At 47.0% G+C, this 15,492-nt stretch carries 13 protein-coding genes; 10 read left to right on the top strand and 3 right to left on the bottom strand.

Annotated elements, in window-relative coordinates; genetic code table 11:
- The first annotated feature begins 151 nt into the window (after positions 1-151).
- From ACFWMP_RS07435 to ACFWMP_RS07450, 4 genes are all read left to right on the top strand, one after another.
- Positions 152-1,804: a helix-turn-helix domain-containing protein gene (locus ACFWMP_RS07435; RefSeq protein WP_379422806.1), complete on the top strand. Its 1,653-nt coding sequence runs from the start codon at positions 152-154 to the stop codon at positions 1,802-1,804.
- 175 nt (positions 1,805-1,979) lie between these two features.
- Positions 1,980-2,927, top strand: a complete 948-nt coding sequence (locus ACFWMP_RS07440) for an iron-hydroxamate ABC transporter substrate-binding protein (RefSeq protein ID WP_379422808.1) — start codon at positions 1,980-1,982, stop codon at positions 2,925-2,927.
- Between the two features lie 5 nt (positions 2,928-2,932).
- A complete protein-coding gene (locus ACFWMP_RS07445) occupies positions 2,933-3,940 on the top strand; it encodes a FecCD family ABC transporter permease (RefSeq protein ID WP_379422810.1) in 1,008 nt (335 codons plus the stop codon).
- Entirely contained in the window at positions 3,937-4,944 is a 1,008-nt protein-coding gene (locus tag ACFWMP_RS07450; RefSeq protein WP_042185906.1) for a FecCD family ABC transporter permease, read from the top strand. The genes ACFWMP_RS07445 and ACFWMP_RS07450 overlap by 4 nt, the downstream gene beginning before the upstream one ends.
- A 197-nt stretch (positions 4,945-5,141) precedes the next feature.
- On the opposite strand, the gene ACFWMP_RS07455 is transcribed toward ACFWMP_RS07450, so the two are convergent.
- Both ACFWMP_RS07455 and ACFWMP_RS07460 read right to left on the bottom strand, forming a co-directional pair.
- Positions 5,142-5,840 (bottom strand): SDR family oxidoreductase, encoded by a 699-nt coding sequence (locus tag ACFWMP_RS07455; protein ID WP_379422812.1) that lies wholly within the window; start codon positions 5,838-5,840, stop codon positions 5,142-5,144.
- Between the two features lie 2 nt (positions 5,841-5,842).
- Positions 5,843-6,307: a VOC family protein gene (locus ACFWMP_RS07460; protein ID WP_042185902.1), complete on the bottom strand. Its 465-nt coding sequence runs from the start codon at positions 6,305-6,307 to the stop codon at positions 5,843-5,845.
- A 175-nt stretch (positions 6,308-6,482) separates the two neighbouring features.
- On the opposite strand from ACFWMP_RS07460, the gene ACFWMP_RS07465 reads away from it, so the two are divergent.
- From ACFWMP_RS07465 to ACFWMP_RS07475, 3 genes are read left to right on the top strand one after another with little or no spacing between them, the layout of a single operon-like run.
- On the top strand, positions 6,483-7,364 hold the full coding sequence (locus ACFWMP_RS07465; protein ID WP_379422815.1) for a carbohydrate ABC transporter permease: 882 nt from the start codon (positions 6,483-6,485) through the stop codon (positions 7,362-7,364).
- Complete coding sequence (locus ACFWMP_RS07470) at positions 7,364-8,203, top strand: carbohydrate ABC transporter permease (RefSeq protein WP_379422817.1); 840 nt, start codon at positions 7,364-7,366, stop codon at positions 8,201-8,203. Before ACFWMP_RS07465 ends, ACFWMP_RS07470 begins: the two co-directional genes overlap by 1 nt.
- Positions 8,204-8,235: 32 nt before the next feature.
- Positions 8,236-9,507, top strand: a complete 1,272-nt coding sequence (locus ACFWMP_RS07475) for an ABC transporter substrate-binding protein (protein WP_379422819.1) — start codon at positions 8,236-8,238, stop codon at positions 9,505-9,507.
- Between the two features lie 80 nt (positions 9,508-9,587).
- On the opposite strand, the gene ACFWMP_RS07480 is transcribed toward ACFWMP_RS07475, so the two are convergent.
- Positions 9,588-10,169 carry a TetR/AcrR family transcriptional regulator gene (locus tag ACFWMP_RS07480; protein WP_042185894.1) on the bottom strand — a complete coding sequence of 194 codons (582 nt, stop codon included), beginning with the start codon at positions 10,167-10,169 and terminating at the stop codon, positions 9,588-9,590.
- 204 nt (positions 10,170-10,373) lie between these two features.
- Here ACFWMP_RS07480 and ACFWMP_RS07485 point away from each other — a divergent pair, with 204 nt between their 5' ends.
- The 3 genes from ACFWMP_RS07485 (at position 10,374) to ACFWMP_RS07495 (ending at position 15,178) form a co-directional block, all read left to right on the top strand.
- Positions 10,374-11,906, top strand: a complete 1,533-nt coding sequence (locus ACFWMP_RS07485; protein WP_379422822.1) for a DHA2 family efflux MFS transporter permease subunit — start codon at positions 10,374-10,376, stop codon at positions 11,904-11,906.
- A 256-nt stretch (positions 11,907-12,162) separates the two neighbouring features.
- Complete coding sequence (locus ACFWMP_RS07490) at positions 12,163-12,780, top strand: TetR/AcrR family transcriptional regulator (protein ID WP_042185890.1); 618 nt, start codon at positions 12,163-12,165, stop codon at positions 12,778-12,780.
- Positions 12,781-12,808: 28 nt separating this feature from the next.
- Entirely contained in the window at positions 12,809-15,178 is a 2,370-nt protein-coding gene (locus ACFWMP_RS07495) for an MMPL family transporter (RefSeq protein WP_379422824.1), read from the top strand.
- The last annotated feature ends 314 nt before the right edge of the window (positions 15,179-15,492 follow it).

A 15,492-nucleotide genomic window follows, 5' to 3' on the forward strand; every position in this document is an offset into this window, starting at 1 on the left:
GACGTATCCTTTAAAAAGAATAATAGGGCAGATAATTAACAGGCTTATCTAAAAAGGTAAGATGTTATAATTAGTTCCACAGACGTCAATAATACAGTTCGATCCATAGCATTATAGTTTGAAAATATATTCAAGTAACGGAGGCCTTATTTTGAATAACGTTATCCCGGAATGGGCCGAATCTCATTTTCCTTTATATAGCGCTGGCAGCATTCAATCGATGTATGGGACCTCAAATCTACCAAGAGTTCAGATTCATGAGAATCTAACCGTATTACTGGCCGTTGCAGCTGGTAAAGGGAGCCTTGAGGTTAATAATCTGACTTATGAGCTTACGGAAGGAAGCGTAATCCTTCTCCCCGCTAATACTCATGCCTCTTTAATTACAAATCTCCAGCAGCCGCTTCACGCCTATAAGCTCACCATCTGGATTCAAGAGCAGACTCAGGCTATACCTGGCGGTGCGATGATACGAAAAAGCGAAATGGCTTCGAGTTCAAATATGCTGTTGTTTCCTTATGAGCCTACTATTGTATCCAGTATCAAGGAATTGTATCTTCACCGACTGCCAGATCGAGAAACACGCCATGTACAGAATCAAATGCTTTTTCATCAGATTATTTTACAATTGCTCGAACAGCAGGAAGCCAGATATACAGTTAACGAGCAACCATCGATGGAACGGAGCATTTCTTACCTGGAGAATCACTTTAGCGAAAAAATAACACGTGAGCACTTAGCCGCCATTGCGGGTGTAAGCAGCTCGCATTATTCAACGTTGTTTAAGCAGGTGACAGGCTTCAGCCAGAGCGAATATCTGTCGCGGCTACGGGTTCATAGTGCCAAGGAGCTTTTGCTTAACGGTTCAGGCACACTTAGGGAAATTGCGCTAAAGGTAGGCTACAAGGATGAATTTTATCTCAGTCGTCGTTTTAAGCTGCAGACAGGCGCATCTCCGTCTGGTTACAGCCGAAGCTCTTTCCAGCGAGTTGCCGTAATGCTTACCCCTTATGCAAGCCATTTGCTGTTACTTGGCTTAGAACCTGCGGTAACCATCTCTGAAAGTAGTGAATATTTGAATCTTTCGGATCAGGAGCCACCGCAGTCGATGAAGTTTATCAATACAAACAGCTCGGCTGAACAGATCAGATCGCTATTAATTGATGCCAACGTTGAACTGATTATTGCGGCCAAAGAACATCTGGAGGAATACGGATTGAAGGCCGGGCAGCTGCGAGCTGTAGCACCTATTATGGAGATCTCTTGGAACGAAATCGGCTGGAAAGATCAGCTACGCCTAATCGGCCGAGCCATTCAGCGGAGTGAACGGGCGGAGCAGTGGCTGAAGGATTTTGAACAAGAAGAGCTAGAAGCCCGAGAAATAGTACAGCACAGCACAGTAGCTAACGATATCATCACCATTCTGGTAATCAAGCCTGAGGAGCTACTCGTTTACGGAGCAAGGAATGTAGGTTATGTGATGTACCAATCCCTTGGACTTAGAGCACCGACCTTGATTGACAACGAGATAAAAAGATTGGGAGATCAGTTCCATTCGATTTCGATCGGGGTTTCAGATCTTGCAGATTATGCAGGAGACCGAATTTTAGTCATTGTATTTCCCGATGCCAAAGGCTCTACTGCGCATACTGAAGCGATCTTTCAATCCCCTTATTGGAGCCAGCTTCCCGCAGTGCAGCAGAAGAAAGTCCATATTCTTGATCTGGATGATTGGGTGCCTTATAACCCGGCTTCGATTCGCTTACAACTAGGACGAGCGGTAGCTTTATTCGGAGGCAAATAATAGTCCAAGTCTTTTTTCCAACAAAAAGGCATGGTTAGGCACATGAGTGATCCCTATAATAATTACAAATGCGAATGATTCTCATAATCACTCTAAGGCATAGGCTGAAGATTGATTTACATTGTTTGAATTGTTCAAAGTAACACTGTCATACAAAAAAGGGGAGAATTATTTAATGAGAAAGATATTTATTCCGTTTGTACTTATTATGGGGATTGCACTTAGTGCTTGTGGGGGAAACCAGGCGAAAAATGATGCTAGTCCTACAAACAGCCCATCTTCTACTCCTGCTGCGGAGTCAGAAAGTGCGACTTTTACGTATCAATCCGAAGATGGACCTGTTGAGGTTCCAACACATCCTCAGCGTGTTGTTGTACTCACCCGTTTTTTAACAGGTAATGTCATGGCACTGGGTGTACCTGTTGTGGGCGTAGATGAAATGTCCAAAACTAACCCGCGCTTTGAAGAGCAACTAAAAGACGTAGAAGCGGTTAGCGATGAAAGTCTGGAGAAAATCATTGAACTGCAGCCGGATCTGATCATCGGGCTCTCCGATATTAAGAATATCGATAAATTCAAGCAAATCGCACCAACCGTTACTTATACTTATAATAAAGTGGATTACTTAACCCAACAGCTGGAAGTCGGCAAATTGGTGAACAAAGAAAAAGAAGCTCAAGCTTGGGTCGATGATTTTAGTGCCCGTACCAAAAAAGCGGGTGAAGAAATCAGAGCGAAGATCGGTGATAATGCAACTGTCTCTGTTATTGAGACCTTTAATAAGCAATTGTATGTATACGGGTATAACTTTGGCCGCGGAACTGAACTCCTCTATGGGGACTTCAAGCTTGGCATGCCAGAAACAGTAAAAGAAAGCACCAAAACGGATGGATTCTTTGCTGTCTCGACAGAAGTGCTGAAGGATTATCTGGGCGATTACGTTATTTTCAGTAAAAATGCGGATGAAGATAATTCCTTCCAGAATACAGAAATCTACAAGAGCATCCCTGCCGTCAAAAACAATCGTGTTTTCGTGGCTGATGCAAAAGCATTCTATTTTAACGATCCGCTTAGCCTTGAGTACCAGTTGGAATTCTTTGAACAACAATTTCTTGGAAAATAAAGATAATGACTACGAAGCAAACTTCCATTCCATTTTTATATAAGCTGCTTGGTAGCGTGCTGGTAATGGTTATATGCCTCGTGATTGCTATGCTATTCGGGGCTAAAGAAACCACTTTCAATGATCTGTGGCTTGCCATCACCTCTAATTCAAAGGCAGACAATGTCCTTATTCTGCGTGAGATCCGGCTACCTCGCGAACTCGCCGCCATGCTGATCGGTGCTGCCTTTGCCGTATCCGGTGCTATCATGCAGGGGGTTACACGCAATCCATTAGCCGACCCAGGCCTGCTCGGTCTGACCTCGGGCGCGAATATGGCGCTGGCTCTTACGTTTGTATTTCTGCCGGGACTGAATTATTTTGGTACCATGATCGCTTGTTTTTTTGGCGCTGCCCTAGGAGCCGTGCTAGTGCTTGTTCTAGGTTCTGTGCGCCAAGGTGGCTTCTCTCCGATTCGAATCGTACTCGCCGGTGCAGCGGTATCTGCCTTTCTGTATGCTATTGCAAGTGGTGTAAGCATTGCCTTCAAAATATCCAAGGATGTATCCATGTGGACAGCGGGTGGATTGATCGGCACAACCTGGGGCCAGCTTCAGGCTATCGCACCCGTTATTCTCATCGGCATTGTGGTGGCATTAATATTTTCAAACCAGTTAACCATTCTTAGCTTAAGTGACGAGGTAGCCATCGGATTAGGACAAAACCTTGCTGCGGTTAAAGGGATTCTATTCACTCTTATTATTCTGCTGACTGGAGCATCGGTCGCTCTAATTGGGGATATGGCTTTTGTAGGGCTGATGATTCCGCATATTGTCCGTAAGATTGTCGGTACCGATTATCGGTATATTTTGCCGATATCGATCTTCACGGGTGCATCGTTCATGCTTCTCGCGGATACAATTGGACGGACAATCCATGCACCTTATGAGACGCCAGTGGTCGCCGTCGTAGCTATGCTTGGGCTACCTTTCTTCTTGTTTGTTGTTCGGAAAGGAGGTAAAACACTCTCATGATTTCCTCTGCACCCGTGCGAAAGCAACGTATTATCCTATGTGTATGCACCGGATTGATTCTGCTAACAGCAATCGTCAGCATGGGAATCGGATACTCTTCCCTATCTTTTGACAGACTGCTTCCGGTTCTGTTCGGGCATGGAACCTTTAAAGAAGACTTTGTATTATTCTCTGTAAGATTGCCGAGGATTCTGATTACACTGCTGGCAGGCATGGCCTTGGCGTTATCCGGTTCCATTCTGCAAAGCGTTACACGAAACGATCTAGCCGACCCCGGTATTATTGGTATCAACTCTGGTGCGGGTGTCGCTGTCGCTGTTTTCTTTCTTTTTTTCCCGGTTAGCGCTGGATCATTCATTTATGCGCTGCCGCTGGTTGCTTTTATAGGGGCATTACTTACGGCAGCGTTAATCTATCTATTTTCATATAGTCGGACTAAGGGGCTTGATCCTGTTCGATTGGTGCTCGTTGGGGTAGGGTTCTCCCTAGCGTTGTCTGGCGTTATGATCGTGATCATTTCGTCCGCGGATCGTGCCAAGGTAGATTTTATTGCAAAATGGATCGCAGGGAATATATGGGGTACAGATTGGCCATTCATTTGGGCTTTACTGCCTTGGTTAATCTTACTAGTTCCCTTTACCCTGTACAAATCACAGCGACTCAACCTGCTCAGCCTAAGTGAAGTCTCTGCCATTGGTGTCGGGCTGAATCTCGAACGTGAACGTATCGTTCTGATTCTCACGGCAGTTGCAGCTTCCGCCTCCGCGGTTTCTGTCACAGGCGGGATCGCCTTCATCGGACTGATGGCTCCACATATTGCCAAATCGCTAGTCGGCCCGCGTAATCAGATGTTTATTCCCGTCGCTGTATTGCTGGGCGGCTGGTTACTTCTGATCGCGGACACCGTTGGCCGCAATCTCGTCGATCCTGACGGCATTCCGGCAGGGATCATGGTGTCGCTAATCGGCGTACCTTATTTCGCTTATTTATTGCTTAAGAAATAAGCAGTTCTATAAACAAAAAAGAGGACCTCGGCATAATTGCCGAGGTTCTCTTTACTGACCGTCTTTGTCCCCAGATTTCCACCGCTACGAGCGGTTCAATCAAGAAATCTGGGGACAACAACGGCAGGAAGTCCAATGATTCACTGCAGTGAATACTGAGCTTTTTGTTCGCAAATTTAGTTCAGCCTATATATCACCTAAATCTTCATATCCTTACCCGTATAATCTACAAACATGAAATGACCTTCTGGTGTAGTACGCTTCTCGATCAGGTCAAGGATCCCCTCGGCACTTTGATTTGGATTTGTCGGTGCCTCTGCCCCGCCCATATCGGTTTGCATCCACCCCGGATGCACGCTGAGCACTTGAATCCCACGTTCTTTTACATAGACATGCAGCTGCTGTGTGAACATATTGAGCGCCGCTTTGGAAATGCCATAAGGATAGTCGTTCGGATAAGCATTCGTGATACTTCCTGCTTCCGACGATATATTGATGATCGAGCATTCGGGTTCCGTAAGTAGCGGCAGGAAATGCTTAACCACTCGTATCGGTCCATACAGATTAATATCCATCGTTGTAAGCATATCTTGGAAATCCAACGCTTCAATCGATATATCCCGAGCGTTGAGTACCGCCGCATTATTAATAATGGCACCGAGGGTCCGACCTTGTTCTTGTAGACTCGCAGCCAGTGCCGCGATTCCTGCCTCGTCCGTCACGTCCATCGCAGCGATGGTTAGCTTCTCTCCATAGGTTTCAGCAAGCTTCGATAGCGCTGTTTGTTCCTGATCGGGCCGGCGAACCCCAGCAATAACTCCATAGCCCCGCTTCAGCGCTTCGGCCGCCAGTTCATAACCCAGTCCACGTCCAGCACCTGTAATGATAATATTCATAGTTATTCCTCCCCGTTATCCTTATCGTTCTCTAGCAGCTCCACAATTACTTTTAACTCCTTGAAAGTGTCCATATAAGCATAACGCCCCCCGGTATACTCACCCTTTTGCTGGAGTGGGAAGCCTTTGCCTTCTAGCAGCATTATCTTTTCTTTCATTCCTTCAACTACAAAAGCAATATGATGAGGCCCCTCACCATGTTCATTCAAGTAATCCCGCCACGTACTCGGCTCATGATCCGGTTCAATCAATTCCAGCTGTAAAGAGCCCATATCAAAAAAAGCTAGCTTAGCCCGCGCCTGCGTAGCCACGCCATTATGCCGGGTCTGCGCAATATCTTCTGTATCTGTAACGATAATTTCCGGCTTTTTGAGTCCAAAAAACTCCGCATATGCCGTACTTACCTTCTCCACATCATTCACCAATATTCCAATCTGCGTAACAAAATTACCAAGCAATCCTGACATGCGCATCAACCTCCTATTAGTCTGACAAGTCCACCATACCGATTCTTTGAAAGGGCTGTCAAGCCTGTGTTGAAATCATTCTGAGCAGCGATAATTTCAAGTATGTTTGTTTCGCTTAATCACCAATCCGGTTATAGAATGAAAAGTTTACATTAACAAAAAGGGGTGAGGAACGATGGACCATAGAAAAAGATCACGCCTGATGCAGCAGTTTGTTTTTGTCGGGCCGACTTCCTTGTTTTTCTTTATGATTGTGCTGATTCCTTTCTTTTTAGGACTCTATTATTCTTTTACCAGTTGGAACGGAATCTCACGTGATGTGGAGTGGACCGGACTCCGGAATTATCTACATATCTTCACAAAGGACCCTTCCTTTCTTCATTCATTCTGGTTCACGGCGAAGTTCACTTTCTTCGGTCTGATACTGACCAATCTGCTCGGCTTCGTACTCGCTTATGTGCTGACCCGCAAGCTATTCACGCGCAATGTCCTGAGAACGGTATTTTTTGTACCTCATGTTATCGGTGGACTTTTGCTCGGGTTCATTTGGCAGTTTATTTTTGTCAGAGGGTTCTCCTCGATTGGACAGGCTACGGGCTGGTCCTTCTTTAATCTTCCGTGGCTGGGCACCGGAGGGACAGCCTTCTGGGCGATTGTAATCGTATTTGTCTGGCAAAATGCAGGGTACCTAATGGTCATCTACATTTCTGCAATCAACAACGTTCCCAAAAGCCTGATTGAAGCCTCAAAAGTGGATGGTGCCGGACGCTTTCAGGCTTTACGCCATGTCACCATTCCGCTGGTTATGCCAGCTGTAACCGTTTGTCTGTTCCTTTCTATCTCTTGGTCGTTTAAGCTGTTCGACCTTAACCTGTCGCTGACCAAGGGTGGTCCCTTCAAAGCTACTGAATCTGTAGCGTTGAATATTTACAATGAGGCCTATACTATTAGCCGATTCGGGATGGGCTCCGCGAAAGCGATGATTTTCTTCGTCATTGTGGCCGTAATCTCCCTGCTACAGGTTAGAGCAACCAAGAAAAGAGAGGTGGAGCTGTAATGGAGACTACCGCCAAAAAATTCAATGTGCCATTGCTTCTCGTCGAAGTAATTGTGATCCTCCTGGGCCTTCTATTTCTAGTACCGTTTTACTTTCTTCTAGCTAACTCGGTTAAAAGCTATAGTGAGATTCTTTCGGATTCCGCTGCGCTGCCCTCCGTATTCCAGTGGAGCAACTACGCCGAAGCTTGGAAAGCTATCAATTTTCCTCGTGCCTTCCTGAACTCTTTTATTATCACGGTGATTAGTAATATTCTGCTAGCGTTCCTCTGCTCTATGTGCGCTTACAAAATGGTTCGCAATAACAGCTTATATAACCGCATACTTTATATTGCTTTAGTGGCCGCTATGGTGATTCCGTTTCAGGCGATCATGATCCCGCTGGTGCAAGTTGTTAGCGGTCTGGGCGTCATGGATTCAACCACAGGTTTGATTTTAGCGTATCTTGGATTTGGCGCCCCGATGACTGTGTTTCTATTCCATGGCTTCGTCAAATCGGTACCTCTTGATATTGAGGAAGCTTCGAGAGTAGATGGCAACAGTCCTTATGGTACCTTTTTCCGGATTGTGCTTCCGCTCATGCAGCCGATTATTGTCACTGTCATTATTCTGAATACCCTGTGGATCTGGAACGATTACCTGATGCCTTCGCTTATTCTGCAGGACCCGGTGCTTCGCACCATTCCCATCGCCACTTATAGCTTCTTCGGACAATATACGAAACAGTGGGATTTGGCACTTCCGGGACTTGTGCTCGGGATTACGCCCGTGGTCATCTTTTTCCTAGCGATGCAAAAATATATTATTGAAGGTATTGCCCAAGGCTCCGTAAAGGGCTAACGATACATGTTATTTTCAGCCAGAGAGGATGAATGAATATGAGAACCAAACGTGGAATTCTCCTCGCATGCTCCCTGCTGCTGGCTGCTCTGACAGCCGGCTGCGGACGTGGCAGTGACAATGCGAATGGAGTTAAAACCGTGCATATCTACCAGTTCAAGGTTGAAATATCTGAAGCGCTAGCTTCGCTTAAGACTGAGTTTGAGAAGGAACACCCCGATATTAAGCTGGAGGTGCAAAGCGTGGGTGGCGGGACCGATTATGGTGCCTCCCTACGCGCCAAGTTCTCATCTGGAGATGAACCGGATATCTTCACCATTGGTGGCAACAATGAACGTGATATGTGGATGGAATATCTGGAGGATTTAAGCGGTGAAGCTTGGGCCAAGGATGTAAAGCCCCTTGCAGCAGAACAAATGACTGCAGATGGCAAGCTCTATGGCATGCCCATGAATCTCGAAGGATACGGCTTCATCTATAATAAGGACCTGTTTAAGAAAGCAGGCATCACCGAGAAACCCTTAACTCTAACCGCTCTGCGCGAAGCCTCCGAGAAGTTAAAGGCAGCAGGCATCACACCTTTTGCAAATGGATATCAGGAATGGTTCGTGCTCGGCAATCATAATGTGAACGTAGCTTTCGCCCAGCAGCCAGATCCCGAAGCATTTATCGCCGGGCTTACGGACGGCACCAAAACTTTCGCTGGAGACCCGGTTTTCTCCAAATGGATCGACCTGCTGGACCTTACTGTAGAGTACGGCAACAAAAATCCACTCTCCACCGACTATAATACCCAAGTCACGATGGTAGCGAGCGGAGAAGCCGCGATGATGCAGCAGGGTAACTGGACGCAAGGACAGATCGACGGCATCGATCCTAATCTAAATCTGGGTATCCTACCGATGCCCATTGACGACACCCCAGAAGACAATGACAAGCTGTATGTAGGCGTGCCAAGCAATTGGGTGATCAATAAAAACTCCCCCGTTAAGGAGGAAGCCAAGGTCTTCCTGGATTGGCTGGTCACCTCCGAGACCGGGAAAAAGTATATCACTAAGGAATTCCAGTTCATCCCTGCGCTCGACAGCATTAAGGGCACCGAAGAAGATCTTGGAGCGCTGGGCGCCGAGGTGCTGGCTTATACCGATAAGGATCAAGCGCTGACCTGGAACTGGACCCGTCTACCGAACGGGATGCCGCAGGAATTATCCAGCAGCATTCAAGGCTATCTCGGTGGCAAGCTGAACAAGGAAGGTATGCTGAAGGAATTCCAAGTCAACTGGGATAATCTCAGTGTGCAGTGAGTTACCCGCTCTGTACACGATCGTAAAGAAAAAGCCGCGCAGCGATGCACGGCTTTTTCTTTACGATCGTATTCATTTGACTAGTTCGCACGCAGCATACTAATTTGTCTGGCAAGATACACTGGTGTATAGGGCATGTCATCTCGAAGCCAAGAAATAACCGTGCCAATCAGGGCTGCTGAACCGTACCAAACGGCAATGTCCTTCTGTATGGGCATCTTGGAATGCTCAGCAGCACCCTCCTTTTTCTCCTGGTGTGCAGAGATGATTTCCGCCATCAAGTTGAACAGACGGTCTGTAAAAATAGGGCTTCTTTTCGATGTGAGTATCACTTTATAGAATTTGGCATTTTCCGCAATATGCTTAAGCAGACTCTCTAATATCCTCAAATTCTCTTCTTCAACCGATTCGTGATCGTTGTCATCGTTGTTGACCACTTGTAAAATGTCCTCCACCATCTCATCCGCCATCTTTTCCAACATATCCGGGAGATCCCGATAATGCAGATAAAAAGTAACACGATTGATTTTAGCCCGCTCTGCAATACGGTTTACTGATATTTTCTCAATATCCATTTCCTCAAGCAATTCAATCACAGCATCTCTAAGCAATTGACGTGTACGAAGTACCCGGGGATCTGTACGTTGCGTTGTGTTATTCATCTTACTCTCTCCAATCTTTAACTTTCATATCGTAAACTACAATTTATAAAAAATTGTTGTTTTTTCATGAGAAAACACTACAAATTTAAAATGAATGTAAACTATTTTACATTTTTTCGCAAATCGTTGCTTGATTACATGAAAATTTCATTTATAATCTAATTCATGCATTGTAAACTATACAACACACTGTAAATTTAGTCCATGATCGACGATTTGAGAGGATGGAGTGGAGTGAGTACAAAGACAGAAGTATCAAGCAGTTCCGTAAAAAAGGGACCCATCTTATTCATTATGATTTTGGGCGCTTTTCTTGCGACACTGAATCAGACAGTAATGAGCGTTGCCGTTCCCGAGTTAATGCATGATTTTAATATCTCGGCTGCAACCGCTCAGTGGCTGACAACAGGCTATATGCTGGTTAATGGTGTTCTAATCCCAATTACAGCTTATTTGATGCAACGGTTTACGACACGAGAGCTTTTTCAAGCTTCCATGTTTATATTTTTAGCTGGAACGATCGTCTCAGCCATCGCGACAAACTTCCCTATTCTACTGACCGGGCGTATGATTCAGGCAGCTGGCGCTGGGATTATCATGCCACTGCTCACAAATGTCATCTTGACCCTGTTCCCTCCTGCAAAGAGAGGGGCTGCCATGGGGATGGTAGGCTTAGCCATTATTTTCGCACCTGCGATTGGACCTACTCTGGCCGGATATATTTTGGAGCATTATTCTTGGGAGACTATGTTCTATGGCATGATTCCTTTGACCGTCATTGTAATCATATGTGGATTTATTTATTTGAGAAATGTATCGGAGCGCATCTATCCTAAGCTGGATATTGTTGGTGTAGTTCTTTCTACTATCGGTTTTGGCACCTTGCTGTATGGCTTCAGCCGTGCTGCCAGCGCAGGCTGGTCAAGCGCAGAAGTACTGTTGTCTCTGGGTCTAGGTGTCCTTTCCCTTGGCTTGTTTACTTGGAAACAGCTAGCCTCCCAGAACCCGTTGCTTGATCTTCGAGCTTTCAAATACAGCATGTTTTCCTTAACGACTGTCATCAGTATCGCAGTCACTATCGTGATGTATGCAGATATGATGCTGCTGCCTTTGTATCTTCAAAATGCCCGTGGCTTTACAGCGATGGAATCCGGCTTACTGCTGCTTCCTGGTGCGCTCATTATGGGTTTATTGATGCCGGTAACCGGAAAGCTGTTCGACCGGTTCGGGGCAAAGTGGCTCGCTATTATCGGTCTACTGATTACAATTGCAACGACGCTAAGCTTTGTGAATTTAACGGACTCAACCAGTTACATGTATCTGGTATATATGTCAACTGGCCGCCGGATCGGTATGGCTCTGCTCCTTATGCCAATACAAACTTTAGGGCTAAATCAATTGCCCTCCAAGCTTAGTGCGCACGGTACAGCAATTTCGAACACCATTCGACAAGTGGCTGGCGCCGTAGGGACTTCCCTACTTGTCACTGTAATGACAAGCCGTACTACAACGCATATGAAGGATATGCTGGCCTCGGGCAGCACACAGAACGGAACACAAGAACATATGATTATGGAAGCTTCCATTCAAGGTATCAATGATTCCTATCTAGTTATTGTTGGTATCGGCATTCTTGGGCTGCTGCTCTCTTTCTTCATTAAACGTGTTGGGCAAGCGCCTGATTCGGAGCAAGAACCCGAAGTGAAGCTCAAAAAAATTATTGCTAAAGAAGCTTAATATATAGAAGCAATTAGCACTATTTAAACCAACTTGCAAAAGAGATCAGCGATGTTAATCATTGCTGATCTCTTTTTAGTCTGACAACTACCCTGCTTATAAGCTCTGGCGGTTCACTACCCTGTATCCTGAATTAACCTCCACTCGCTTCTAAAAAATTGCCCATTGCGCAATTTTGCCCTTTGGGCAATAATATAAAAATAGAAAATAGAGCACAGAATGTCCTCTGTACTTAAGAAAGGAGATCGCATAGAACTTGAACCCCAAACAGACGCTGCGCGACAAAAAAAAAGAAGCTACGGCCTATGCCTTAGCCAAATCTGCCTTCGAGCTTGCGCTTGAACTAGGGATGGACGGCTTCATCGTCGACGACGTTGTACAGAAGGCTGGCTACTCCCGGCGGACCTTTGCCAACTACTTCTCGTGCAAAGAAGAGGCGGTAGCAGCATATTTTATCAGCAACTCTTCAAGAGAAGATAAAAGCATGTTATTCGATAACCTGCCACCAGATGCAACACCGCTAGATGCCTTGTACAAATTGTTCAAGCTGCAGTTTACTTCCGAGTTTCTGTATCAATTGCGGCAGTTCGTATCGCTGGCTAATCAGTATCAGTCACTGGAGCCTTATATTCTCAGCGTATTCCGCCGCCTGCAGATTGCCGCACAGGAAGTGCTCGAACAGTTTACTCATGGACGTTATGCCGACGGGTATACACATCTTCTCGCAGGCGCCGTTTACGGAGCGTTCGTGCCGATTCTGGATGGACGTCTGAACGTCATGCTGCCAGGTGAAGCGCAGGATGAACACTCCGATGCCATATCGTTCGATCAATATCTAAATTCCATGTTTACTTATTTACGCAAAGGCTTTTAATTTAGAGATACAAAGGAGAAACCATAATATGTCTACATTTCTATACCGATTGGGCAAATCTGCATATACCAAGCCCTGGTATTTCCTTACCGTCTGGATTCTGATTCTCGGTGTTATAGGCGCCCTGCTTGGTGTCAATGGCATCCAGTCCAGCTCAGAAATGAAAATTGAGGGCACTGAATCGCAAAAAGTACTGGATATGCTGGTCAAGGAACTTCCAGCAGCTGCTGGCGGTCAGGCGAGTGTTGCCTTCACCGCGCCTGATGGAGAACGGCTAGATACGCCGGAGAGATCAGCACGGATTCTGAAGGCTATAAATGATGTCTACAGCATGGACTATATCATCAATCCTGCTGAACTGGCCGCGCAAGCCGCGGCGGCTACGGGTCAAGCTGCAGGAGCAGACCCATCAGCAGCTGCCAGTGGCCAAACTGCCACTGCAGACCCTTCGGCGGCTGCGAGTCAGACAGACGCTGCGGGTCAAGCTACTGCTTCGGTTCAGGCCGTTCCTTACGGGCCACTAATCGTTGATGGTGCTCCGGTTCCCGGCGTCATGCTGTCTGCCGACGGCAGCATCGCCCTGTTCCAATTCCAGTTCACTGTTCAGCAGACATCACTCCCCTCTTCTGTACCAGATAACGTGATTAAGGCTGTAACCGAAGTCGAGCAGGCAGGCTCCGGGATCACAGCCATTCCGAGTGATTCGCTCAAAAGCACACCGTCCATCGGATCTACGGAAGCGATCGGAGTAGCCGTCGCAGCAGTTGTGCTGTTTATTACACTCGGTTCGATTGTTGCAGCCGGACTGCCGCTGATCACCGCGCTTCTTGGCGTCGCGATTAGCGTCGGCGGTGCTTTTGCTCTTTCGAATATTGTGCACATGAATGACATTACACCCATTCTCGCAGTCATGATCGGTCTGGCTGTTGGTATCGACTACTCCTTATTTATCGTGAACCGGCAGCGGCGGTTAATTCTCGATGAGAATTTAAGTGCCAAGGAAGCAGCAAGCCGAGCTGTCGGCACCGCCGGCAGTGCAGTATTCTTCGCCGGACTGACCGTCATCATCGCCCTATGTGGCATGTTAGTCATCGGCATCGGCTTCTTGTCAACCATGGCTCTCGTTGCTGCTGTCAGCGTGCTGATCACTGTTCTGTTGGCGCTTACCCTGCTGCCTGCGCTGCTGGGTCTCGTCGGCGAACGGATCTGCACCGCCAAGGCACGTTCAAAGAACGTAGCTTCCGCGAACAAAGCCCGTAACGGGTTCTCACACCGCTGGGCGAACGCAACGGTAAAATACCGCTGGGCTATCATTGTTCTAGTGGTCTTGATTCTTGGTACAGCGGCGATTCCAGTAACCAAAATGGAGCTAGGTATTCCGTCTGGCGCTTCGGCAAATCTGGACACTCCAGCACGCCAGAGTTATGACATCATCTCCAAGGGCTTCGGAGAAGGGTTCAACGGTCCGCTACTACTGGTGGCCCAACCAAACAACCCGTCCGACAAGATTTCCATGGAGACGCTTGGTAAGCTGGTTCAAGAGCTGCAAATGCATGATAACGTCACGCTGGTGTCCCCGATGGGTGTCAACGCGACCGGAGATATTGCTATTATCAGTCTAATCCCTAAAACCGGCCCTACAGATACAAAAACGAGAGATCTGGTACAGGATCTGCGCGATCCCGCTTCCAGCCTCGCATCATCAAATGATGTAACACTTGGTGTGACCGGCTTCACTGCGATCAACATTGATATGTCCTCCAAGCTATCCGATGCGTTTCCCGTGTATATCGGCATCATCGTAATTCTATCCCTAATTATACTGCTGCTTGTTTTCCGGTCGGTCATCGTTCCGATCAAGGCGACGGTAGGCTTCATTCTCAGTGTGCTCGCTACTTTCGGTCTAACCACGGCCGTATACCAGTGGGGATGGCTGCACTCCCTGTTTGGTTTTGACACAGGAGGCCCACTGCTCAGCTTTATGCCAATTCTGGTCACCGGCATTCTGTACGGACTGGCGATGGATTATCAGGTATTCCTCGTCAGCTCCATGCGTGAGGCTTACGTCCATGGACGTCGTGGCAACGACAGTGTGGTTCACGGCTACGATCTCGCCAGCCGTGTCGTACTTGCCGCAGGCGTAATCATGGTTTCCGTCTTCGCTGGCTTCATCTTCGCACCTGATGCGATGATCAAGCAGATCGGATTCGCACTGGCCTTCGGCATCCTGATCGATGCTTTCATCATCCGCATGACGCTCGTTCCGGCAGTAATGGCCGTCTTCGGCGACAAAGCCTGGTGGCTTCCGAAATGGCTAGACCGTCTGCTTCCGAACCTCGACGTCGAGGGCGATAAGCTAATCGCCATGCTCAATGCCAAGGGAGAAGGTAAGAAATAAGAAGAGGACAGCCTTTGAATTGTCCTCCCCAAATTTTGAAGAGCATGACCCTGCGAACTACCTGCAGGGTCTGCTTTACTTTTTAAGGCATTGCAGTTCTCCTGTGTCAGAGAAATCTTCTCTATATTGATCGACGAACAAATCACCCTGTTGGGTGATTTGGCTTCTGTTAGTTTAAATTTGTAGCTTACGGAGCACACCTCGTTGCGCTTTCCACAGATTTTCGGTGGTTTGGCGAGAAAAACTCCAATGTAGAGGAGCATTTTGCTTAGGTAGAACGTGTTATAGGGAAATCCTCCCTATAAATTAGCTCA

This window comes from Paenibacillus sp. NPDC058367 (assembly GCF_042723305.1).
Lineage (GTDB): Bacteria > Bacillota > Bacilli > Paenibacillales > Paenibacillaceae > Paenibacillus_AQ.

Excerpts from the sequence above, each read along its gene's own strand:
- ACFWMP_RS07440 (WP_379422808.1), top strand. The coding sequence starts at position 1,980 with ATGAGAAAGATATTTATTCCGTTTGTACTTATTATGGGGATTGCACTT.
- ACFWMP_RS07445 (WP_379422810.1), top strand. The coding sequence starts at position 2,933 with ATGACTACGAAGCAAACTTCCATTCCATTTTTATATAAGCTGCTTGGT.
- ACFWMP_RS07450 (WP_042185906.1), top strand. The coding sequence starts at position 3,937 with ATGATTTCCTCTGCACCCGTGCGAAAGCAACGTATTATCCTATGTGTA.
- ACFWMP_RS07455 (WP_379422812.1), bottom strand. The coding sequence starts at position 5,840 with ATGAATATTATCATTACAGGTGCTGGACGTGGACTGGGTTATGAACTG.
- ACFWMP_RS07460 (WP_042185902.1), bottom strand. The coding sequence starts at position 6,307 with ATGTCAGGATTGCTTGGTAATTTTGTTACGCAGATTGGAATATTGGTG.
- ACFWMP_RS07465 (WP_379422815.1), top strand. The coding sequence starts at position 6,483 with ATGGACCATAGAAAAAGATCACGCCTGATGCAGCAGTTTGTTTTTGTC.
- ACFWMP_RS07470 (WP_379422817.1), top strand. The coding sequence starts at position 7,364 with ATGGAGACTACCGCCAAAAAATTCAATGTGCCATTGCTTCTCGTCGAA.
- ACFWMP_RS07475 (WP_379422819.1), top strand. The coding sequence starts at position 8,236 with ATGAATATGAGAACCAAACGTGGAATTCTCCTCGCATGCTCCCTGCTG.
- ACFWMP_RS07480 (WP_042185894.1), bottom strand. The coding sequence starts at position 10,169 with ATGAATAACACAACGCAACGTACAGATCCCCGGGTACTTCGTACACGT.
- ACFWMP_RS07485 (WP_379422822.1), top strand. The coding sequence starts at position 10,374 with ATGATCGACGATTTGAGAGGATGGAGTGGAGTGAGTACAAAGACAGAA.
- ACFWMP_RS07495 (WP_379422824.1), top strand. The coding sequence starts at position 12,809 with ATGTCTACATTTCTATACCGATTGGGCAAATCTGCATATACCAAGCCC.